This window comes from Marinobacterium litorale DSM 23545 (genome assembly GCF_000428985.1).
GTDB lineage: Bacteria > Pseudomonadota > Gammaproteobacteria > Pseudomonadales > Balneatricaceae > Marinobacterium_D > Marinobacterium_D litorale.
Genome location: NZ_AUAZ01000042.1, coordinates 1 through 22,905, shown reverse-complemented (window position 1 = coordinate 22,905; position 22,905 = coordinate 1). Strand labels below are relative to the sequence as shown.

Annotated in this window: 20 protein-coding genes and 1 pseudogene; 7 read left to right on the top strand and 14 right to left on the bottom strand. The window is 50.9% G+C overall.

The features are described 5' to 3' along the window. Window positions 1-456, top strand: a pseudogene (locus tag G403_RS23975) (transposase); the annotation flags it as partial. Window positions 457-821: 365 nt separating this feature from the next. Here G403_RS23975 and G403_RS0119140 read toward each other — a convergent pair. The 6 genes from G403_RS0119140 to G403_RS0119115 form a co-directional block, all read right to left on the bottom strand. Continuing rightward, a complete protein-coding gene (locus G403_RS0119140; RefSeq protein ID WP_027855418.1) occupies window positions 822-1,841 on the bottom strand; it encodes an IS110 family RNA-guided transposase in 1,020 nt (339 codons plus the stop codon). 210 nt (window positions 1,842-2,051) lie between these two features. After that, window positions 2,052-3,488 carry a transporter permease gene (locus G403_RS0119135; protein ID WP_156899746.1) on the bottom strand — a complete coding sequence of 479 codons (1,437 nt, stop codon included), beginning with the start codon at window positions 3,486-3,488 and terminating at the stop codon, window positions 2,052-2,054. Between the two features lie 118 nt (window positions 3,489-3,606). After that, a complete protein-coding gene (locus tag G403_RS25115) occupies window positions 3,607-4,083 on the bottom strand; it encodes a PaaI family thioesterase (protein ID WP_245578402.1) in 477 nt (158 codons plus the stop codon). A gap of 221 nt (window positions 4,084-4,304) precedes the next feature. Beyond that, window positions 4,305-5,789 (bottom strand): tripartite tricarboxylate transporter permease, encoded by a 1,485-nt coding sequence (locus tag G403_RS0119125; protein ID WP_027855415.1) that lies wholly within the window; start codon window positions 5,787-5,789, stop codon window positions 4,305-4,307. A gap of 64 nt (window positions 5,790-5,853) precedes the next feature. Further along, the gene (locus tag G403_RS0119120; protein ID WP_051299295.1) at window positions 5,854-6,363 is read right to left on the bottom strand and encodes a tripartite tricarboxylate transporter TctB family protein; all 510 of its coding nucleotides are present in this window, start codon (window positions 6,361-6,363) and stop codon (window positions 5,854-5,856) included. A 67-nt stretch (window positions 6,364-6,430) separates the two neighbouring features. Continuing rightward, window positions 6,431-7,480, bottom strand: coding sequence for a Bug family tripartite tricarboxylate transporter substrate binding protein (locus G403_RS0119115; RefSeq protein ID WP_245578401.1), 1,050 nt, complete (start codon window positions 7,478-7,480; stop codon window positions 6,431-6,433). A gap of 164 nt (window positions 7,481-7,644) precedes the next feature. Here G403_RS0119115 and G403_RS0119110 point away from each other — a divergent pair, with 164 nt between their 5' ends. Together G403_RS0119110 and G403_RS0119105 are read left to right on the top strand one after the other, a co-directional pair. After that, window positions 7,645-8,499 (top strand): CoA transferase subunit A, encoded by an 855-nt coding sequence (locus G403_RS0119110; RefSeq protein WP_027855412.1) that lies wholly within the window; start codon window positions 7,645-7,647, stop codon window positions 8,497-8,499. Next, a complete protein-coding gene (locus G403_RS0119105; RefSeq protein ID WP_027855411.1) occupies window positions 8,492-9,280 on the top strand; it encodes a CoA-transferase subunit beta in 789 nt (262 codons plus the stop codon). Before G403_RS0119110 ends, G403_RS0119105 begins: the two co-directional genes overlap by 8 nt. A gap of 9 nt (window positions 9,281-9,289) precedes the next feature. Here G403_RS0119105 and G403_RS0119100 read toward each other — a convergent pair whose 3' ends face one another. Continuing rightward, on the bottom strand, window positions 9,290-10,072 hold the full coding sequence (locus G403_RS0119100) for an IclR family transcriptional regulator domain-containing protein (protein WP_051299293.1): 783 nt from the start codon (window positions 10,070-10,072) through the stop codon (window positions 9,290-9,292). A 366-nt stretch (window positions 10,073-10,438) separates the two neighbouring features. Here G403_RS0119100 and G403_RS0119095 point away from each other — a divergent pair, with 366 nt between their 5' ends. After that, window positions 10,439-11,662 (top strand): CaiB/BaiF CoA transferase family protein, encoded by a 1,224-nt coding sequence (locus G403_RS0119095; RefSeq protein ID WP_027855409.1) that lies wholly within the window; start codon window positions 10,439-10,441, stop codon window positions 11,660-11,662. 61 nt (window positions 11,663-11,723) lie between these two features. On the opposite strand, the gene G403_RS0119090 is transcribed toward G403_RS0119095, so the two are convergent. The 5 genes from G403_RS0119090 to G403_RS0119070 are packed head-to-tail and all read right to left on the bottom strand — an operon-like array spanning window position 11,724 to window position 16,992. Then, the gene (locus G403_RS0119090; RefSeq protein ID WP_027855408.1) at window positions 11,724-12,650 is read right to left on the bottom strand and encodes an electron transfer flavoprotein subunit alpha/FixB family protein; all 927 of its coding nucleotides are present in this window, start codon (window positions 12,648-12,650) and stop codon (window positions 11,724-11,726) included. 2 nt (window positions 12,651-12,652) lie between these two features. Beyond that, window positions 12,653-13,402, bottom strand: a complete 750-nt coding sequence (locus tag G403_RS0119085; RefSeq protein WP_027855407.1) for an electron transfer flavoprotein subunit beta/FixA family protein — start codon at window positions 13,400-13,402, stop codon at window positions 12,653-12,655. Between the two features lie 38 nt (window positions 13,403-13,440). After that, window positions 13,441-14,643: a 3-oxoadipyl-CoA thiolase gene (locus G403_RS0119080; RefSeq protein WP_027855406.1), complete on the bottom strand. Its 1,203-nt coding sequence runs from the start codon at window positions 14,641-14,643 to the stop codon at window positions 13,441-13,443. A gap of 30 nt (window positions 14,644-14,673) precedes the next feature. Further along, the gene (locus G403_RS0119075) at window positions 14,674-16,203 is read right to left on the bottom strand and encodes a 3-hydroxyacyl-CoA dehydrogenase (RefSeq protein ID WP_027855405.1); all 1,530 of its coding nucleotides are present in this window, start codon (window positions 16,201-16,203) and stop codon (window positions 14,674-14,676) included. Window positions 16,204-16,206: 3 nt separating this feature from the next. Then, on the bottom strand, window positions 16,207-16,992 hold the full coding sequence (locus G403_RS0119070; protein WP_027855404.1) for an enoyl-CoA hydratase: 786 nt from the start codon (window positions 16,990-16,992) through the stop codon (window positions 16,207-16,209). Window positions 16,993-17,232: 240 nt separating this feature from the next. On the opposite strand from G403_RS0119070, the gene G403_RS0119065 reads away from it, so the two are divergent. From G403_RS0119065 to G403_RS0119055, 3 genes are all read left to right on the top strand, one after another. Next, window positions 17,233-18,102, top strand: a complete 870-nt coding sequence (locus G403_RS0119065) for an IclR family transcriptional regulator (RefSeq protein WP_027855403.1) — start codon at window positions 17,233-17,235, stop codon at window positions 18,100-18,102. Window positions 18,103-18,160: 58 nt separating this feature from the next. After that, window positions 18,161-19,312 carry an acyl-CoA dehydrogenase family protein gene (locus G403_RS0119060; protein ID WP_027855402.1) on the top strand — a complete coding sequence of 384 codons (1,152 nt, stop codon included), beginning with the start codon at window positions 18,161-18,163 and terminating at the stop codon, window positions 19,310-19,312. 164 nt (window positions 19,313-19,476) lie between these two features. After that, window positions 19,477-21,126, top strand: coding sequence for an electron transfer flavoprotein-ubiquinone oxidoreductase (locus tag G403_RS0119055; RefSeq protein ID WP_027855401.1), 1,650 nt, complete (start codon window positions 19,477-19,479; stop codon window positions 21,124-21,126). 550 nt (window positions 21,127-21,676) lie between these two features. Here the strand turns inward: G403_RS0119055 and G403_RS25910 are convergent. Both G403_RS25910 and G403_RS0119035 read right to left on the bottom strand, forming a co-directional pair. Continuing rightward, window positions 21,677-21,778, bottom strand: a complete 102-nt coding sequence (locus G403_RS25910) for a transposase (protein WP_425411713.1) — start codon at window positions 21,776-21,778, stop codon at window positions 21,677-21,679. Between the two features lie 777 nt (window positions 21,779-22,555). Next, the coding region (locus G403_RS0119035; protein ID WP_027855399.1) for an integrase core domain-containing protein at window positions 22,556-22,905 on the bottom strand (350 nt) is incomplete at its 5' end.

The window sequence follows — 22,905 nt, the reverse complement described above, 5'->3', positions numbered from 1 at the left end:
TGGCACTTTGGAATGAAGGCGCATATCGGTGTTGATGCGCGAACCGGAGTCACTCACAGTTTCACGACGACAGCGGCTCATGAGCACGATCTTAATCAGGCCGGTCATGTACTGCATGGTGATGAGTCCTTTATCTTCGCGGACGCGGGATACCGTGGCGCGGAGAAACGAGATGAGTTGAAGCATGTTCGAGCTGATTGGCACATCGCAGAAAGACCGGGGACGCTCCAAGCTCTGAAAAAGCATCCACGCATCAACAAAGTCAGAATCCGTACCTAATATCTCAAGGCGAGTGTGCGGGCAAAAGTGGAGCATCCCTTCCGGATCATCAAGTGCCAGTTTGGCTTTGTGAAAGCACGTTATCGCGGACTGATGAAAAACGACGGCAAGTTGGCGATGCGATTTGCATTGGCGAATGTCGTGCGTGTAGATCAGATGTTGCGAGCGCAGAGTTAATCCGTCCGAAGTGCCTGAAAAGGCAGCTCGTCGATGGACAAACACAGGATAGTAACGCCTAAATTAGGCTCAAGTTGCGGTGATTGCTGGTAGTCACGGAAATTGGAACTTAATCACAGGTTTGTATGGACTCCCCCGGTTTTGCAACTCGTTGGCGTTCGACATGTCAGGTCTTACTGCTCGCTTGTATCCGGTCTCTTTAGTGAGCCGTTTTTATCGGCTCGGACCCTGATGGAGATCCGCCCGCCAGCTCCTCATTTCCCTACCGGTCTCAAGGACCCTGTGCGAACTCAGGTTTTGCTGACGTCGGTACAACCCGTTATGCCATCACGTCAATGTCGTTGCATTCACCTCGGTTAAAACTCTCAAACCGATGCAGGCTGGTATTCTGAACCCTTTGCCAGCATCGCCCAGAGTATCCGTGCATGCTTGGCCGCCAGGGCAACCGCTGCTTTGTTAAAGCCTCTGCGCTCACGAACCGCCTTCACCCACTCGCTCTTTCGGTCATCTTTATTCATTAAATAGCGCATCACAGCCCGAGACCCATGGATCAGTAACGTTCGCAGATAGAAATCTCCGCGCTTGGTGATCCGGCCATGCCGCGCTCGACCGCCTGTTGACCATTGTCTGGGTACAAGCCCGAGCCATGCGGCAAATTGCCGACCGTTTTTGAAGGTAGTGATATCACCAACCGAAGCAATGATCGCCGTCGCCGTAATGGGGCCTACACCTTCAAGCCCCATCAACCGTTTGGCGTCGTTATCGGCTTGAGCCAGCGCCTCTATTTTTCTATCGTACCCGTCGATCCTACGATCCAAGTCACAGAGGCGTTCATACTGGTTGGCGAAGACCTCTCTCGCTACTGCGGGCAATTCGTTCTCGGCATCTTCGAGAATACCGGGTAATTGGCTGCGCACGTGGCAGCGGCCTTGCGGTAAAACGATACCGAATTCGCTCAACAACCCTCTGATCTGATTGACGAGTGATGTGCGCTCACCCACCATCAAGCTTCGAACCCGATGTACCATCAGTACGGCTTGCTGCTCTTCGGTTTTTACCGGTACAAAGCGCATGTTAGGCCGACCGGCGGCTTCACAAATCGCTTCCGCATCATTGTGATCGTTTTTATCGCTCTTTCGGTATGGCGCCACGAACTGCGGGGCCATCACCCGGATTTCATGGCCTAAGCTGCGCAGCCTTCGCGCCCAATGGTGGGCACTGCCGCAGCTTTCAATACCGACAACGCAAGGATGGAGCTGAGCGAAGAACTTCATTACCTGGCTGCGCTTGAGCGTCTTGCTCAAAGCCCGTTGTTCCTGCTCATCAACCCCATAGACTTCGAAAACATTCTTGGCCAAGTCGAGACCAATGCGCATAATTTTCATGATGGGCTCCTTCTTTACGATTGGTTGCGTCAACTACCAATCTGGCACATAGATGCCGTAGGAGGGGGAGTCCATCCCATTTCCTTAGCACACGGAACATGCGAACAGCCATCCACTTACCATTATGTGGGTGAGCCGATCATCTTTGCCATTGGTGCTAGGTGTATAGTAGCGCGTTTATACACCCTAGCTCCTATATAAAGCCAAAAACTATATTGATAGCTTCGAAAGTAAAATCAACCAACAACTTAGTAGAGCTCCAGCAACTAAGGCAAATTTTCCATTCCACCCCCAGCCTAACTCCTTCGGACTGACTCCAGCCATACGCCCTGCTACGATCACAGTAGTGGCAACGGGTGACGACGAAATTGCAAGTGACCAACCCGCCATTACGGCAAGCGCCAACAATGTTGGTGATAGACCAAATAGCTCTGGCTGCTCCATCGATGACAGTATTAGAGTTGCGACCAGTACCGGATTAAATCCAAACTGCGGCAAAATGGACATCAGTACCATCACCAAAAGTGCTACTGGAGCCCCCTTTAACCCTATTGACTCCAACAGCTCAGCAAAAGCTGTAGTAGGCAATAGCTTAGCTAGCACCGTACCTAAAAGACCAGATGCCCCTAACACCACGATTTCAGTCCTGATATTTCCGAACTGCTTTCCTGCGCCATGCCAAATTCTACCAGCGCTACTCAAAATAGCATCCGTGAAACCTTCACGATGATTTTGGACTATTATCCAGACAAAAGCCGATAAGGGAGACACCAACACAATCGCAAGCGGGAGACTGATACTTAGAAGTGTTTCAACAGAGATAGCAGCTATAAAAATCGAAAATACCAAACCTATAAATTTCATGAGCGCCAAACCTGCGCCTGGAAGAGACGGTTTCAAAGTTATCTGCACACCCGAAAGTGGTTGTGCACTTTGCCGATCTAATAGCCAGCCCACCAAATGCATCAGAATCATTGCAACCATGCCAAGAGGAACCACTACTTGCCACTCAACCCTGGGAACCAGTAACAAAATCAATGCGAGCGTCATTGTTAGAGGTGAGCCTAAAGAAGTACTCGCAAAACCTCGGGTCATAGCCGAAAACATTCGACGGTTACGTAATGCCTGCACGGATTCCGACCCAGCGGCAGCTTCGATCGTGTTAGCCTGGCGTACCATCCCTCCAAGTAGGTGAATCACCCCCAAGTTTAGCAACGTTCCAATCATGAAAGCACCAGCACTCAGCGTAGCATACCGTTTAGAGGGCGATTGGTTCATGATTACTTCGCCGCAACGAAACACAAGAGGGGACTGCGTGGCGGCTTCACGCAAAAAAGAAATAGCACCAAGAAACGTCGCGAACCATGTGGCACTATTCATCGCCACAAACAACACCGATAAAGAGCTGATAGAAGAAAATGGCAACAGCAAAATTGCCACGAGGCAAGCAACAAGAAGCAACCGTGGGAGTCGAGTAAGATGCGGCCACTCTACTAAGACATATACTACGAGGCATATATGAGAAATGACAGCAAGTGAAGGCATTCCAACTAGAAGATAAGTTGAGGTGAAGAATATGCAGCAAGGAAGGGAGAGGCTTTTAAGCTTCAGAATAGTTCCCAAAGAAACACTATCATTTTCATCCAAGATGTTTCTACCCTCTTACTCTATGCCATTGGGGTTTTATAAAAAACCGCAGCTCGCCTTAGCCATAAAAACTCGTTTATTAACTGTGAAATTAAACTTGATCGCATGCCAAGAAAATTTAATCTGTATCTGTTTTTCTAGAAATAAAAGGTACTCCGTCTGGTAATTCACTTCCAGAGCGCAGACGACAAGTTGCTTCGCCCATTGCCAGTAAGCGCCCTTCCTGGTCATAGACTTCACCACTACAATTGAATATGCGGCGACCACCAGCCCGTTTAACACCTACAGCACGAACAATTCCACTACTACATTGCCCAGTGAAAGTAGTAGTAAGCGACAGAGTAATAGCCTTACGCACATGGCCAGCCTTAGCACAATAGGTCCCTGCCATTGAGCATACAATGTCGAGTAACGACGTTAAAACACCGCCGTGAATCACGCCTCCCATATTGAGATGTTCAGGCCGAACTTCCAGCTCAATGACTGCCTTTTTCTCACCCCAATCGATAATTTTGTATCCCAACAAAGCGTGAAATCCACCAATATCTTGTCCACTGCTAACATGATCAGTTTTTTTATTTTCGATATAAGACACCATTTACACCTCTGTACAGTCCATGTATGAGAATATTAAATATATTTCCCAGCCCCAAAAGAGGCCACGGACGGCTTAAAAAAACTTACAATATTATTTATAGAGATAAAATTTCAATAGCCAAACAAATATCCAGAAGACGCAGATTTCCATGAGCGACCACATGGAAATCACGCCACATGAATTAAACCCTTTATCTAATAAAAAATTCAGCCTTAATACTAAGCAGTAGCGGGTACCTTCCTGCTCTTCCAGTAACGGCGGACGGCAAAAAGTAGAGAAGCAACCGTCAACGCTATGAAAAACCAAGCAATCGGTCCGCGAAAAAAGACCAATGGATCCCCTTTACTGATCAGTAATGTTCGGCGTAGGTTATCCTCAAACATCGGACCGAGAATAAATCCAATCAAGAACGGAGCCGCTGCAATACCGGTACGATTGAAAACAAATCCAAGGAGCCCGAATACCATCATAAGGCCAATGTCAAATGTACTGTTATTGACTGCGTAAGCACCATATACGCAAAACATCAGCACGATTGGCAGTAAGATGGCCTTAGGAATGTCTGCAATTAATGAGAAGTAGCGGATCGCCGCATTACCAACCACCAACAACACGACAGAGCTCAACAGAATTCCGCAAAACAGGGCATAAACCAAGCTCAGGTTTTCTTGAAACAGAACCGGACCCGGAGTTAAGCCATGGATCATGAAAGCACCAAGGATTATCGCCGTTATTACGTCACCTGGGATGCCTAAAGATAGCAACGGAATCAGTGTTGCTCCGGCAACACCATTGTTACCGGCTTCAGCGGCTGCAACACCTTCTACCTCTCCCTTCCCAAAGTTGTGTTTATTCGGGGAGTTCCTCTTGGCTTCGCTATACGAAATAAAAGCAGCTGCCGTCGCTCCTGTACCAGGAATTGCACCAATGATGACACCAATCAAGCTCCCACGGATAACACTCTTCAAGCTGCGCTTGCATTCAGCTAGCGTCAAAGACGCCCCCGAAACTGCTGAGCGGACGTGTGGAACTACCTTACTGGTATAAAACTCGATGATTTCAGGAATCGCAAAGAGACCGATCAAAAGTGGTACGAATGAGATCCTGTCCATCAAGTTGTAATTGTCAAACGTCAACCGTTGAGACCCATATACAGCGTCCAGGCCAATATTTGAAACAATAATTCCAAGTCCCGCAGCTATAAGACCTTTGACGATTGAATCACCGGAAATTGATATGATTATTGTCAACGAGAAGCAGATCAGCCAAAAGTACTCAGGAGGGCCAAAATTCAATGCAATCTTGGCAAGATAAGCAGCAAAAAATATGAGAGCAACGTTTGAAATGACGTCGGCCACGCAAGAAGAATAGAGTGCCGCTTTAAGCGCCTTCTTTGCATGCCCTTGCTGAGCTAATGGATAACCATCTAGCAATGTACAAGCCGAGGCTGGTGAGCCGGGTGTACGAATGAGAATGGCTGTAATTGAACCTCCGTACATGCCACCTTTGTAAATTCCTACAAGCAACAGGATAGCTGTCACTGGCTCCATAGAAAAAGTGAACGGTAGTGCCAGAGCAACAGCCATTGTCGCGGTCAAGCCTGGAATAGCACCCACCACGACACCAATCAAGACACCTGCTGCAATAGCAATAAAGTTATCGACACTCAAAAATATCGAGAGTACTTCAGAAAAGTTTTCCATCAAAGAAGTCCCAGTTCATACATTTAACGGGATGTATGTCCGTTTTCAGAATACTGTGCCTTAATCACTCCCAGAGCATACCAGCTGGCAAGGGCACATTGAGAAGGTAAATAAAGAGTAGTGATACAACCACCGGAAATAACAGCGCCAGAAGATAGATACTAAAATGTCGCAGATGGTGGGCAAGAAAAAGCATAAATGTTGCTATTACACCACTTGTGATAGCACCAAGTTGCTCAAACAACATTGTATAGACAGCGCCGGCCGCCAGCATCAATACCCAACGTAGTTTAGGTATACCTGCATGAAAAGCTTCCGCTTCAGTGTGCTTCGGCGGCCATAAGAGCCCATTGACCAATAAGATCAACGAGCACAACAACACCATCCAGCCAGCTAGTAAGGGCAGGAAGCGTGGCGACATCATAGGATTCTTCACCATACCCGAGACCTCAATATATTGAGGTACCAGATAAAAGATGAAAATACATGCCAATATGACCAATGCAGCGCCCAACATTGAATTAGGATTCACACGGCCATGGTATTCGGAATGATTGATATCTGTTTGTTTCATGCACGACCTCCAGCAGATCATCAACAGAATGTAGAGCGATGAGCCTGACGGCCACCGCCCTTGGCACTCACTTCTTGACGTTTGCCTGCTGGGCTACTCCGTCCCACTTAACCACCTCCTCAGCTACGAAGGTGCGGAACACTTCACCGTCTTCTTCTCCAGGCTCAGCGCCCAACTGCGGCAGGAAAGACTTGAAGGATTCGCCCGCCATCACATCAGCTACAGAGGTGCGCAGCTTGAGCACCGCGTCATCAGGCATAGATTTGTGCGTAATAAGGCCAAACCATGCTGAAGTTTTATAGCCCGCCAGGCCGAAATCACTTCCGGCTTCTGCGACAGTCGGCACATCAGGAAGGAATGGCGAACGTTTAGTGGTCGTTACCGCAAGAGCCTTTAGCTTTCCAGACTTGATGTGAGGAAGCACTGTCGGCATATTTTCGAAAGCAACGTCAACATCACCTGCCAACAGCGCTGGAAGCGCTTCACCACTTCCACGGAAAGGCACATGTATCATATTTGCACCTGTCATCGTTTTAAAGAGCTCTCCCGACATATGGACGGAGCTTCCAACGCCCGGAGAACTAAACGTAACTTCCCCATTCCTGGCTGCTTCGACGAATTCGGCCAAACTGTTATAGGCACTACTAGCAGGCACTACCATCACGTTCGGAATGCTGATCACGTTGCGGATAAACCGGAAGTCTTCCACCGGATCATAGCGAAGCCCTGGGTAAATTGCCGCACCGATAGCATGACCAGGAGATGCCATGAGAATGGTGTGATCCGCATCGCGTCCTCCTCTGGCCAACTGACCAGTCGCTACAGTTGAACCAGCACCGGGGCGGTTTTCAACCACAACATTACCTAACTCTTCTTTTAGTAGGTCAGCAACCTTACGCGACACGATATCCGTCGTACCTCCTGGGGAATACGGTACGATCAGCTTCACAGTATCAGCCGGCCATTCGCTTGCCGCTACAGAGGGAATAGGAAATGTCACTGCCGCAGCTAGAGTCATTACACTGGTCAGCTTTACAATAAGTCGATTCATACTGGTGCCCTTCGTTTCTTCTTTTATAAAAGACTGCATGTTCGCATATCGAACATTAGTTCGCATACTGCATCCGTACTCTTACACAGCCGCACCCATTGCGCAAGATAATTCCACACTCTCCCACTGTGGTTTCTAGAAGTTTGAATATTGCCTTGACAGCACAAATGTACTCCAAATAGCATATTCGAAAATCGAACTTGTGTTCGCATATAGAACAAAGGCACGCTATGACAACTATAAAAACGCTCAAGGAAGCCATAGCCCTGTACGTAAAGCCGGGGATGACTGTTGCATTGGAAGGCTTCACACACCTGATACCTAATGCTGCAGGACTTGAAATTATCCGTCAGGGCATTAAGAACCTGACGCTTGTCCGCATGACACCAGATCTGATTTACGATCAGATGATCGGTATGGGGTGCGCCGATAGGATGATTTTTTCCTGGGGCGGCAACCCTGGGGTCGGCTCACTACACCGTTTTCGTGACGCCTATGAGAACGCAACCCCACACAAGTTAACAATTGAAGAACACGATCATGCAGCTATGGCAAACGCTTATACTGCAGGAGCAGCAGGCTTACCCCTGGCTGTTTTTGATGGCTACAACGGCACCTCATACGCTGATCACAACGCCAATATCCGCAGTATCACTTGCCCATTCACTGGCAAGGAACTAACCGCCATCCCTGCCTTGCGCCCAGATGTCGGTATCATTCACGCCCAGCGAGCGGATCGTGATGGCAATGTATGGCTTGACGGTATAAGCGGTGTCCAGAAGGAAACCGTTCTGGCTTCTACACATACCATTGTGACCGTCGAAGAGATCGTAGATCACGTGAGTGAAGACCAAGGAGGATGCGTGATTCCCAACTGGGTGATCGATGCAGTCTGTGAGACGCCCTATGGTGCATTCCCGTCTTACGCCAGCGGTTACTACGAACGAAATAACAGTTTTTATATGCAATGGGATGAAATTAGTCGTGACTACGACCGCTTTCTCCATTGGATGCAAACTTTCGTATTGGAAACAAAAGACTTTTCCGAATACCTAGAAAAACTGCGTGAGGCAAAGTATGTCTAGTCTAAATTTCAATTTACAAGAAATGATGACTGTTGCCGCATCTCGCATGCTTGCGGCTGATGATGTTTGCTTCGTGGGTATAGGGTTACCCAGCGCAGCAGCCAACCTAGCCCGTCTAACCCATGCTGAAAATATTAAACTGATTTATGAAAGCGGCACGCTTGATACCAAGCCAAAGACTTTGCCACTTTCGATCGGCGATGGTGAGCTGTCAGACACCGCTCTTAGCGTTATATCGGTACCTGAAATGTTCCGCTACTGGCTACAAGGAGGAAAAATTCGGACAGGCTTTCTTGGTGCAGCGCAAGTAGACCGTTTCGCCAATATCAACACCACCGTGATTGGTCCCTACGATGCTCCAAAAGTACGTCTTCCCGGTGCAGGTGGTGCGCCGTTGATAGCGTCTCACTGCCAGCGTGTTCTGATCACCTTGCGGCACAGCAAACGTGCATTTGTAGAACAGCTCGACTTCATTACTTCAGTGGGCTTTTATGAAGGTGGCAATAGCCGCGAAGAGTTAGGATTAAGGGGCCAAGGGCCTGTGATGGTCATTACGGACCTCGGCATTCTCGAACCGGATCCCATCAGCCGAGAACTAGTACTAACGCACCTGCATCCAGGAGTGTCAGTAGAACAGGTTATAACCGCGACTGGTTGGCCTTTAAAGATCGATGCCGATCTAAAAACGACACCCGCGCCAACAGCTGAAGAACTGTACCTCTTGCGCGAGCTCAACGCTCGGACACAAGAGGCTTACGCTCCCGACGGACTGTCGACTTAGTGAAATACGTCATGGCAACGCTGCCGTAATTTCTCTGGAGACCTGCTGTAACAGTGTAATGAACTCTTCTTCAGCACGCTTCATAGAAACCTTACTAGCATGAGTAGCAACATTAAGGGCAAAAGAAACGTGTCGATGCCTGTCATAAACGGGCACAGACACAGTGCGCAGACCTAACTCAAGCTCCTGATCAACGATAGCGTACCCTTGAGCCCGCACCCGCTTGATCTCAGCGCGCAGGTCTTCAGCCGACGACAGTGTATAGGGTGTCAATTTCTCAAAGGGGGCATTTGCCAAGAATGTCTCCAGCTGCGCTTCAGGCAAGCTCGCCAGAAGCACCCGACCCATGGAGGTTAGATATGCTGGCAACCGCGCACCGATCTGCAAGTTAACTGGTATCAGGCCTCTTATCGGAACACGGGCAATGTAGACGACATCCTGGCCATCTAACACCGTTGCAGAGCAGGACTCGCCCAATTGATGCGCTATACGCTCAAGAAACGGAGTAATAATTTCGGAGAAATTCAGTGATGCCAGATAGGAGTATCCAAGCTCGAGTATTTTTGCCGTCAGTTTGAATCGCTTGCCATCACTTTGGACATAGCCCAGCTTCTGCAAAGTTAGTAAAAAACGGCGGGCAGAAGCCCGGGATAGATTGTTTTTTTTGGCAACCTCTGTCAGAGACATGGAAGGGGTTTGCGTGTCAAAGGATTTTATTACTTCAAGACCACGGGCAAAGGTAGTCAGGAAGTCCTTATCGATCGTTTCAGGCTGAGACTTTGTATCTGGCATGAGAAATTCCGTATAGGCACAATCTTTTGTTCGATTATCGCTTACTTTGTTCGATTATCAAACAAAATCCTGATGACAATGCACAGACTGCCATAAATGAACCATAGAGCGTTCGACTTATTAGAGATGCTCACCATATCGGACCAACAGCGCCATATCTACAGGGTAAAAGGTGTCACGCCATCACTTAATATCCTGCCGATTTGCATGAGCAACTCTAAGGAGCTCGCTTACAACACCAGCTTGATCTGAAGAGCTGAATGGCCGCTGAGCGGTCAAGCACTCTACGTATGCAATGACATGATCGTAGATATACGGTTTCAACAACGACATATCAGAGACATTAGTAACAAGGAGAACAGAATAATGGCAGGTCCATTAACAGGACTTCGCGTCCTAGATTTATCCCGCGTAATGGCTGGTCCCTGGTGCACACAAATACTCGCAGACCTTGGTGCCGAGGTGATCAAAATTGAACGCCCGCACAGCGGTGACGACACTCGCCACTGGGGTCCCCCTTGGCTCAAAGACCGTAATGGCAATCCCACGCGGGAGTCCGCCTACTTTCTTTCTGCCAACCGCGGTAAGCACTCAATCACTGTCGACATAGGCCAACCAGAAGGACAGGCCCTAATCCGAGAACTGGCGGCTACCTGCGACATATTAGTAGAGAACTTCAAGACAGGCACCTTGACTAGGAAGGGACTTGGCTACGACACGCTTATTGAGCTTAATCCTCGCCTGATTTATTGCTCCATCACAGGTTTTGGCCAGACGGGTCCAATGGCCCAGGATGCCGGCTACGATTACCTTATACAGGCCCAAGCCGGTCTGATGAGTATTACAGGTGTCGCAGACGGACAACCAGGAGCGGGACCTCAGCGCGTTGGCATGGCAGTTGCGGATCTTACAACCGGTATGAATGCAACCATTGCCATCCTTTCAGCCCTACACCACCGCCATTTAACGGGCGAAGGCCAGTACATAGACATGGCACTGCTTGACGTTCAGGTTAGCTGGCTGGCTAACCAGGCGCAAAACTACTTTTGTAGTGGTACGGCACCAACAAGAACCGGTGAATACCACCCTAACCTTGCACCTTATCAACCATTTCCGACCTCTGACGGCCAAGTCATTATTGCAATAGGAAATGACGGTCAGTTTCAACGCTTCTGTGAAGCAATTGACAGGCCTGAGCTAGCACAAGACCCCCTCTATCGTACCAACCCGGATCGCGTGCAAAACCGCCAGTCCCTGGTGGAGCTAATGTCCAGTATCACCCGTACACGCAGCAGCAGAGAGTGGATGGACCTACTGCGCAAACTGCATGTCCCGTGTGGCCCTATACAAGACATCGCGCAGGTTTTTGAAGACCCCCAAGTGTTAGCTCGCGAGATGATTATCGAGCAGGAGCATCCTGGGATCGGTACGGTTACAAGCGTCGCTAATCCTATCAAGTTTTCAAAAACACAGCAGGAGTACCGCAAAGCTCCCCCTATGCTTGGAGAAGATACAGAAGAGGTACTAGCAAGATTACTGGGTAAAAAACCGCATCAAATAGCTTCATTGAAACAGCAAGGTACCATTTGATCTGAATAGGTTTCGACTGTGTAGATTAGGGTACCGCTCCCGGTACCCTTTGAAGAACAACTTACAATTTTTGCTCTAACTCAGGAAGGGCTTCAAAGAGGTCAGCAACCAATCCATAGTCCGCTACCTGGAAGATCGGCGCTTCTTCATCTTTGTTGATGGCCACGATCACTTTAGAGTCTTTCATACCCGCCAAGTGCTGAATAGCACCGGAGATACCTACCGCGATATAAAGCTCAGGAGCAACGATCTTACCGGTCTGACCCACCTGCATGTCATTTGGTACAAAACCAGCATCAACTGCTGCACGGGATGCACCAACCGCTGCCCCCAGCTTGTCTGCAACGTTATTCAGCAGTTCGAAGTTTTCACCATTGCCCATACCGCGACCACCGGAAATCACAACTTTTGCTGCAGTCAGCTCAGGACGATCAGATTTCGCCAGCTCTTCACCAACGAATGCTGACTTGCCGGCATCTTGTGTGTTATCCAGAGACTCAACCGCAGCAGAACCGTCAGCTGCAACCGCATCAAAACCAGTACCACGGACAGTGATCACTTTGATCGCATCTTCAGACTGAACAGTAGCGATCGCGTTACCTGCGTAGATAGGACGCTTAAAGGTATCAGCAGACTCAACCGCGATGATGTCAGAGATCTGAGCAACATCCAGCAGCGCGGCAACTCGAGGCATGATGTTTTTGCCGTTAGAAGTCGCAGGTGCCAAGATGTGAGAAAAGTCTTTACCCAATTCTGCTACCAAAAGCGATACGTTTTCAGCCAGCTGGTGCTCATAAGCAGCGTTGTCAGCAACAACAACTTTTGCAATGCCGCTCAGTTTTGCAGCTTCTTCAGCCGCCGCACCACAGCGGCTGCCGGCAACCAGTACAGTAATATCGCCATCGATCTGGCGAGCCGCTGCAACTGTGTTTGCAGTCGCACCAACCAGAGCGGCATTGTTGTGATCAGCTACAACTAAGATACTCATGATCAGATCACCTTCGCTTCGTTTTTCAGTTTTTCCACCAGCTCGTCTACGCTGCCCACTTTGATACCTGCACTGCGCTCTGCAGGCGGCTCAACTTTCAGGGTCTTTACTTTAGACGCCACATCAACACCCAGATCAGCAGGGGTCTTAACATCCAACGGCTTACGCTTCGCTTTCATGATGTTTGGCAGAGAAGCATACCGCGGCTCGTTCAGACGCAGGTCGGTGGTCACGATCGCCGGCAGGTTCAGTGCAACCGTCTGCAGACCGCCATCGATTTCACGGGTTACATTCACTTTTTCACCATCAACAACCACTTCAGACGCGAAAGTACCCTGAGGCATGCCAGTCAGTGCACCCAGCATCTGACCTGTTTGGTTGTTATCTGAATCAATAGACTGTTTACCCAGAACAACCAGCCCCGGCTGCTCTTCTTCTACCAACTTGGCCAGCAGCTTAGCAACGCCCAGCGAGTCTACTTTTTCGTCAGTCTCAATCTGAATCGCACGATCGGCACCCAGTGCCAGAGCCGTACGCAGTTGCTCCTGAACCTCTTTAGGGCCAACCGATACAACAACGATTTCAGTCGCGACACCTTTCTCTTTCAGACGAACCGCCTCTTCCACTGCGATTTCGCAGAATGGATTCATCGCCATTTTCACATTGGTCAGATCAACGTCAGAGTTGTCCGCTTTAACACGAATTTTGACGTTGTAATCGATCACGCGTTTAACCGCCACAAAGATCTTCATATGTTCTTCCTGCTATGAAAGGTTCAAATTCAACCGTGTTAAACACGCTCAATAACTATTGCCAAACCTTGGCCTACGCCGATACACAGGCTGATCACGGCATAATGTTTACTACGGCGCTGCAACTCTCGAGCCGTGGACAATGCCAAACGCGCCCCAGACGCTCCCAACGGATGGCCCACAGAAATAGCCCCCCCGTTCGGGTTTACTCGCGGATCGTCAAAGGACACATTCAAACCTTTCAGGCAGCCCAATACCTGAGATGCGAAGGCTTCATTGATTTCAATGATGTCCATATCATCCAGCGTCAGGTTGGCACGCTTCACGGCCTTTTTGATGGCCTCAATAGGCCCCTCACCCATCACTGCCGGCTCGACACCACTTGCCGCGCTGGACAGAATCCGCGCCATCGGTTGCAAGCCATATTTTTCACCAGCTTCCCGCGAACCAATCAGCAATGCAGCAGCACCGTCGTTTACGCCGGACGCGTTGCCCGCTGTTACCACACCACCTTCAAACAAAGCGTTCAGCCGTGACAGAGTAGCCATGTCTGACGACGGGCGTGGATGCTCATCAGCCACAACCTCCCGCGGTGGAGTTTTGCGCCCGGTTGGTACCGACACCGGCACAATTTCATCCTCAAAGAAACCTTCCGCCCGGGCTTTTTCAAATTTTGCCTGAGAGGCTGCGGCAAAGGCATCGGCCTCTTCCCGGCTGATACCATATTTCTTTGCTACGTTATCGCCTGTCTGAGGCATGCTATCGTTGCCGAACTGCTCGACAATTTTAGGGTTTGGAAAACGCGCCCCGATCGTGCTGTCAAACACAGTAAAATCACGACTAAAGGGGTGTTCTGACTTTGCAAAAACAAAGGGTGCACGCGACATGCTTTCAGCACCACCAGCCACATACAGTTCGCCTTCTGCGCACGTGACGGCACGTGCAGCATCAATCACGGCCGCCAAGCCGCTGGCACACAAACGGTTTACGGTCTGCGCAGGAACAGTGACGGGCAGGCCCGCCAACAGCGAGGCATGACGCGCCATATTACGGCTGTCTTCTCCCGCCTGGTTGGTATTACCCAGAATCACATCCTCGATTGCATCGCCAGGCACGCCACTACGACTCAACAGCTCACGTATCACATGTGCCGCCAGATCGTCCGGACGAACAGGTGACAACGCGCCGGCATGACGACCAAATGGGGTGCGCACCCCTGCAAAAATATAAGCATCAAGCATATAAAACTCCTCTCACAAACATGTGTTTTATCAGTTCAGAGCGTGTTCTGGATGGCATAACGAAAGCCCCAGCATTGCCCTCCGGCGCAACCAAGGCCCAGGCCGATATCTCGGATCACCTGTGATGCCTTCAATACGAGATAGAATTTTCATCAAACGCTCACCACCAACCAGGTCCCCCCACTGCAGCGGACCATGTGGGTATCCAAGCCCACGACTGACACCTTCATTGAGGTCATCGATACTGGTGATTTGCTGCTGCACGATATCGCCGGCCAGATTGACGATCATGCCCAGCATCCGCTGCGCGACAAATCCAACACTGTCGTTAATCAGGGTCACGCCAACACCATCTCGCGCCAGCAGCGCATGTGCAGCCATGCGCATTTCCGGCAGCGTGGCCGGCGTTTGCATCAGCGTACGGTGGCGTTTCACATCAATTAGCATATCGATGCACAGCGTACGTGTAGCATCTGTCCCAAACTGGACTGCCGCTGTCGTCGCATCTACCCCATAGGGCGCCAGCAAACAGAGTGCGGAGTCAGACGGTTTTTTCGCCTGTTCGACTTCTGCCCCCAGCTCCTGTAACAGCGCAATCAAAGCAGCACGATCACCTTCGTCCTCAGCGCCGACCCAGACTGGTGGGAACGAATCAACGACCGGTACCGGCTGGGGCTGCGGCGGGTTGATCATCCGGCCATCTTCATAGCGATAAAAACCACGCCCGACCTTACGTCCTACATAGCCCGCATCCAGCATTTGCTGACTCAGATGGGAAGGCCGATAACGGGGATCCTGATAGAACTGGTTGTAAATGGACTCAATGACAGGATGTGATACATCCAGCGCTGTCAGATCGAACAGTTCCAACGGCCCCATCCGAAAGCCAAGTCCTTCACGCAGAATACGGTCAATATCGGCAGGGGCAGCCACGCACTCTTTCAACATCTGCAGAGCTTCGGTGCTGTATGCTCGACCGGCATGATTGATGATAAATCCGGGGGTGTCCTTGGCCCTGATACCACGATGTCCCATCCGGGCAGCCAACACCTGCAGGGTATCGCCGACAGCTGGATCGGTTGCTAGCCCATCGATCACTTCTACCACCTTCATCAGCGGAACCGGGTTAAAAAAGTGGAAACCCGCCACCCGCTCCGGATGCTTGGCCTGGCTGGCAATACTGGTCACAGATAGTGAAGATGTATTCGTCGCCAGAATGCAGTCTTCGGGCACCACCTCTTCCAGCTGCTTGATCAAACTCTGCTTGATATCCAGCCGTTCAATGATCGCTTCGACAACCACTTGAACATCAGCCAACTCATCCAGCGAGTCCGCAACATACAACCGTGCCAACGCAGACTTGGCTTCTTCTGCACAGATCTTGCCCTTGCCCACTAGCTTGTCCAGCGTAGCCTGCAGGTTGTCATAGGCCACCTGTGCACCACCTTCACGGGCGTCGTATAACTTCACTTGGATACCAGCCTGAGCAGCAATTTGTGCGATACCAGTACCCATAATGCCGGTACCTACCACCGCCATCCGTTCAATCGTTGCTGTCATACTTCACTCCCCACAATAATTGGCTTGGCGTTTCTCGAAAAAGGCAGCAACCCCTTCCTGCTTGTCCTTGGTATCAAACAGCAGCTGAAACGCCTTGCGCTCAAGCATGAGTGCAGCTTCCAGCGGGAGGTCAGCACCGGCCAGAGCCACTTCCTTGATTTGCTCCAGCGCCAGTGGTGGCAGCAGCGCCATTTCTCCAGCCAACTCAAGAGCGCGACTCAGGGTTTGCGAGTCTTCAACCATCTCGCTGACAAGCCCCATGGCCAGGGCTTCTTGCGCATTCACCAAACACCCCGTCATGAGCATCCGCAAGGCCTGGAACTTACCGACAGCACGCACCAGCCGCTGAGTACCGCCCGCACCGGGCATAATGCCCAGTTTGACTTCAGGCTGACCAAACCGAGCCTTATTACTGGCGATGATCAGGTCACAGTGCATAGCGAGCTCACAACCACCACCCAAGGCATAACCCTGAACGGCTGCAATAACCGGCTTCGGACAACGACCGATGGCCTCCCACAACCGTTCGTTATGACGCAAGTGCATTTCAGTGGGGCCAGCCTCGGCCAATTCACGTATATCAGCCCCAGCGACAAAGTATTTTTCATTGCCGGTCAATACGATGACACGCACCCGGGCATCCCCAGCCAATGCATGGAAAATCTCAGCCAAGCGATGGCGCACCTCTGTGTTGAGTGCGTTTTTAGCCTCGGGACGGTTTATACGTACAACAGCAACACCATTGCTTCTAATCTCCGACCGTATAACCAGAGTGTCTTCAGCAGTCATGTGATAACCTACCATCATATGTTTCACTATACGAAATCGAATTTCAATATATAGGATATGTTAGACAGCATGTCTGTGCGATGTAAACAGCAGCATGAAAACAATTTATAAAACCCTTTTATTTCAAATAGTTATAAGTCACTAAAAGAACCTGTTGATCACATCGTCTATTAATGAGATATTTCGTATAGCGAAACATGATTTTATTATTGTTGACTTCTCAAATCAGTGGGTCTTACTATGAATAAAGAATCAGCCGGAAATGGTCCCGGCAAGAGGGCTCTATCAAGCCTAGAGAGCGGTAAAGCCGAGCGCTTTTCTTCGTCGCCTTTAGTGCCTAATAGCAATGAAGATGAGAAGGGAGGACAAATCGTAACGGCCTTGGCGCGAGGATTAGAGTTGCTGCGGTGTTTTACACCTAGCGAAAGCGTGCTGGGAAATCAGGAGCTAGCAAAGAAAACCGGTCTGCCTAAGCCGACCGTTACACGCTTGACCAAAACCTTAATGCACATGGGCTGCCTCAAACAGGAAGTCCACTCAGGCAAATATCAGCTTGATGTTGGTGTTTTAGGCTTTGGTTACGCCATGTTAGCTAACTTGTCCATTCGCAGTATTGCTCATCCTTTTATGGAAGAGCTCGCTGATTATGCCCAAGCGGCCGTGGCGATGGCGGCCCGGGATCGCCTGCAGATGGTCTACCTGGATGTAGTGCAAGGTAAAGGAAATATGACCATGCGAAGGCAGGTCGGCTCTTATCTGTCGATTACGGAGAGTTCGGCCGGCAGGGCCTGCTTAGCCGCGATGCCTGTAAGTGAACGCGAGTTTCTGCTGGATCATATACGCGAGCGAAACCCCGACGACTGGCAAAAAATTCGACGCGGGCTTGAGCGAGCATTTCGAGACTACGAGGACTATGGGTACTGCCTGTCAGTCGGCGAATGGCAAAGTGGCGTCAACTCAGTGGCAGTGCCTCTGGTTCATGCGCAATACGGCATTCTGACATTTAATTGTGGAGGCCCGAGCTACCAGCTTTCTCGGGAAAAACTGGAGGACGATATCGGTCCTCGCTTGATCAACATGGTTAACAATATTGGCTCAGCCACCCGCTGACCCCAGTCAGGGTGACGGGCCATACAAAGCAAGGCCGTTAAACAGCCGAGGAGAATCTATGATCCGTGACCCGGAAACCCTGAACATTCTTACCGATACCCTCAGCCAGTTTGTTGACGAGGTGCTAATTCCTCGGGAGCAAGAAGTCGCTGAGACCGACGCCATTCCTCAGGACGTCATCGATCAGATGAAAGAGCTGGGCATGTTCGGTCTGACCATTCCGGAAGAGTATGACGGCCTGGGCCTGACCATGGAAGAAGAGGTCAACATCGTCTTTCAGCTGGGCCGCACCTCTCCGGCGTTCCGTTCCTACATCGGTACTAACAACGGCATCGGCTCTATTGGTATTCTGCTGGACGGTACCGAGGAGCAGAAGCAGCACTACCTGCCGAAACTGGCCAGTGGTGAACTGCTGAGTTCATTCTGCCTGACCGAACCCGATTCAGGGTCCGACGCAGCCTCCCTGAAAACCACCGCGGTTCGCGATGGCGACCACTACGTTCTGAACGGCACCAAACGTTTCATCACCAACGCGCCAGAAGCCGGTGTCTACACCGTGATGGCCCGCACTAACCCCGAGATCAAAGGGTCCGGTGGTATCAGCGCATTCATTGTAGACCGTTCAACACCGGGTATTACGCTGGGCAAGCCGGATCAGAAGATGGGACAAAAAGGGGCCCACACCTGTGACGTCATCTTCGAGAATGTCCGTGTTCCAGCTGATCACATTATCGGTGGCGTTGAAGGCGTCGGTTTCAAAACAGCGATGAAAGTGCTCGACAAAGGTCGCCTGCATATTGCAGCGTTAAGTGTGGGCGCGGCAGAGCGAATGCTTGACGATACACTGAAGTACGCGATGGAACGCAAGCAGTTCGGCCAACCCATTGCCAACTTCCAGCTCGTACAGGCCATGCTGGCTGACAGCAAAGCAGAAATTTACGCTTCCCGCTGCATGGTACTGGATGCTGCTCGCAAGCGTGATGAAGGCCTGAATGTCAGCACCGAAGCCTCTTGCGCCAAAATGTTCGCAACTGAAATGTGTAGCCGCGTTGCCGATCGCTGCGTCCAAATCCATGGCGGGGCTGGCTATGTGAGCGAGTATGCCATTGAGCGCTTTTATCGCGATGTGCGCCTGTTCCGTATTTACGAAGGCACAACACAGATTCAACAGATTGTAATCGCACGAAACATGATTCGCGACGCTGAGTGATTGCGCTAGTACGTTGATGTCCGCTTGCCACTTTCTACCTCTAGCCGGGTTTAAAGCTGAATGCATCATCAAGTATTAGCGTGAATACAGACACGAGGTGCCTTGCTATGTACCTCAGTCTCAGCAGATTTACATCTGAGCTAAAGCACTTTAGGTAGTAACATATGCAACGCGAATCGATGAAATTCGATGTAGTCATCGTTGGAGCGGGCCCCGCCGGTCTGTCCACCGCCTGCCGTCTGATGCAGCAGGCACAGGAAAACGAACAGGAACTGACGGTCTGCGTGGTGGAGAAGGGCTCCGAAGTGGGGGCTCATATCTTGTCTGGTGCGGTACTCGAAACCCGCGCACTGGATGAGCTGTTCCCGAACTGGCAGGAAATGGGCGCGCCGCTGAACACGGCGGTGACCGAGGACGAAGTCTACCTGCTCAAGGACGCCAGGAAAGGTACTAAAGTTCCCAATGCCTTCGTGCCCAAGACCATGCACAACCAGGGCAACTACATCATCAGCCTGGGCAACCTGTGCCGCTGGCTGGCGGAGCAGGCTGAGGCGCTGGGCGTTGAAGTCTTTCCGGGCTTTGCCGCCGCGGAAGTGCTGTTCAATGCGGATGGCAGCGTCAAGGGCGTGGCCACCGGTGATATGGGCGTGACTGCTGAAGGCGAGCAAGGCCCCAACTACATGCCGGGCATGGAGCTGCACGCCAAGTACACCGTCTTCTCAGAAGGCTGTCGTGGCCATCTGGGCAAACAGCTGATCAACCGCTTTGAACTGTACAAGCAAAAGGACACCCAGCACTACGGCCTGGGCATCAAGGAGCTCTGGGATATCCCGGCGGAGCAGCACAAACCCGGTCTGGTCGTTCACGGTTCCGGCTGGCCGCTGGACAAGGACACCAGTGGCGGCTTCTTCCTTTACCACACCGACAACAATCAGGTGGTGGTGGGCCTAATCATCGACCTGAACTATCAGAACCCGTACCTGAGCCCGTTCGACGAGTTCCAACGGCTGAAGCATCACCCGGTGCTCAAGCGTCATCTGGACGGCGGCAAGCGTGTCTCCTACGGTGCCCGTGCCATCGCCAAGGGTGGCTACAACTCGCTGCCGAAGATGACCTTCCCGGGCGGCCTGTTGGTCGGCTGTGATGCCGGTACGCTGAACTTCAGCAAGATCAAGGGCAGCCACACCGCGATGAAATCCGGCATGTTGGCGGCTGAGGCGATCTTCGAAGCGCTGAGCAAGGGTGACGAAGGCGGCAAGGACCTGAGTGGCTTTACCGATGCCTACAAGGCCTCCTGGTTGTTCGATGAACTGTATCGCTCGCGCAATTTCGGTCCGGCGATGCACAAGTTCGGTCAGCTGATGGGCGGTGCGTTCAACTACATCGACCAGAACTGGTTCGGCGGTCGTATCCCGGTGACGCTGCACGACAACCACCCGGATCATGCCCAGCTGGCTCCGGCGGATCATTATGAGCCGATCAAGTACCCGCGACCGGATGGCACGCTCAGCTTCGACAAGCTGTCCTCGGTGTTCCTGTCCAACACCAACCACGAGGAAGATCAGCCCTGTCATTTGAAACTGGCGGATGCCAGTATCCCGCTGAAGCAGAACCTGCAGCTGTTTGCCGAACCGGCGCAGCGCTACTGTCCGGCGGGCGTGTACGAGATCGTTGAAGACGAGGGCGGCAAACGCTTCCAGATTAACGGCCAGAACTGCCTGCACTGCAAAACCTGCGACATCAAGGATCCGGCCCAGAACATCACCTGGGTCACTCCGGAAGGCATGGGCGGACCCAACTACCCGAACATGTAGAACATGCTTTTCCCGTTGCTCCACTCTCTACCGGAGAGTGCCTTTCGCCCGGTTTACCGGGCTTTTTTAGGTTCATCGCATTTTACCAGGGACGGCTCCTTGATTGTAAGGAAGAAGTTGGCCTTGTCCCGGTAACCATAAGCCATGCGTTTGATCACTTTGATCTTGATAATAACGTCCCCAGCATGCTGGTGTACATCGGGAAATTGGCGCTAGCCAAGATGCCCTCTAATAACCTTTCAGATTGTGAGCAAAGCGCAGCAACGACACCAAGCCGCTTCCTCTAGCATACCTTAACCAGGCTTTCCGGCGACACTAACACCCCAGACAGAGGGGGCATACCGGACCTCTTTCAAGGCATCTTTGAGCAAGCAGTCCGTCGCCAGTGACTAATTCGCATCAGGGATCTCCTTCAGCCGGATCCTTTTCTAGTGCTTTAGGTTTTGCTTGTTTCTCAGCAATAGCCACCGGCTCTGCTTGACTATATTTTTCGGTCTGGTTTATCCGCCGTTAAAGCATTGGCCTGATCGCCCCGTATGCGCCCCTCCACCTAGCGTCCATACAAGGCCACCACATGGAACAGATCGAACACCACCTCCGCGTGCGGACAGTGCTGGCAAACATCCCGGTCAAAGGCGGTGTTTATATCCATGGCAACGGCTTCGATCTGTAGGTAGCACTCACACAGCTGTTAGAAAAATGGACGTATTGCCTGACGGCTGTTGCCTTCACCAATCCAAAGCACCAAGGTACGCTCGGCGTCCATGATCAAAGTGGCATACCGATGTCCCTTTGAAGTGCAAACTCATCTATGACCAAACGACGGACATCACCACGGTCAATGTCACAAATAGCGGCCTCAAGGCGCCGCTTATCAAGCGCTTTGTCGTATGCCAGTGAAATCACGTGAGCAGCCACGAGAAACAGCACTGAAGTATCTATAGCGCCATATTTCGCCCATCATTTGTAAAATGAGGCACCTCTCATATCATGCTAATGACATAGCTAGGTAACCAGGGTGCCTGACTCTGCTTGTTTTAGTATCGCCATGATATTGCTATCAGTTTATGGGACTTTTTCATGCAGCACCTCTTGCGTATACATTACGAAAAAATTCAACTTTTCAGCATTGCTACTTTTCAAAGGGAGTACCCGCCATGGCTTATCTAGTTGTTAATATTAAACATAACTAACTTGATGAATTGAGCAATAAATCTGCCGCATCAACCCCTTGAAAGTTGATGATCGGTTCAAATACACGTCCTGCTTCAAGTTCCAACGCCATGCCATCTCGTACTGATTGAGTGCATGATCATCAGTGAACTCTTCACGAAATATCCTGATGAAATCGCCCAAAAGCTCAAAGTCATTCTTTTCCAAATCCAACTTGTGAACCGCCCCGGTTATTCCGGAGACCAATTTATTTGAGTCAGGCCGCTTCACCTGACTCCTCCATTTGGTGATAGTACGCCCTTTCTCGCTCTGCTGGAGGAACATTTCCAATAGGCTCCAGCAGTCGGTGATTGTTGAACCAGTCGACCCACTCCAGCGTGGCATATTCAACGGCATCCAGTCCTTTCCATGGTCCACGATGGTGGATTACCTCTGTTTTGAACAGGCCGATAATGGTTTCAGCCAGCGCATTGTCGTAGGAGTCACCGGTAGTACCGACTGAGGCATCAATGCCCTCGTCAGCCATGCGTTCGGTGTACCGGATCGATAGGTATTGGCTGCCCCTATCACTGTGATGGATCAGGCTTTGACGACGCTTGCGTGCCC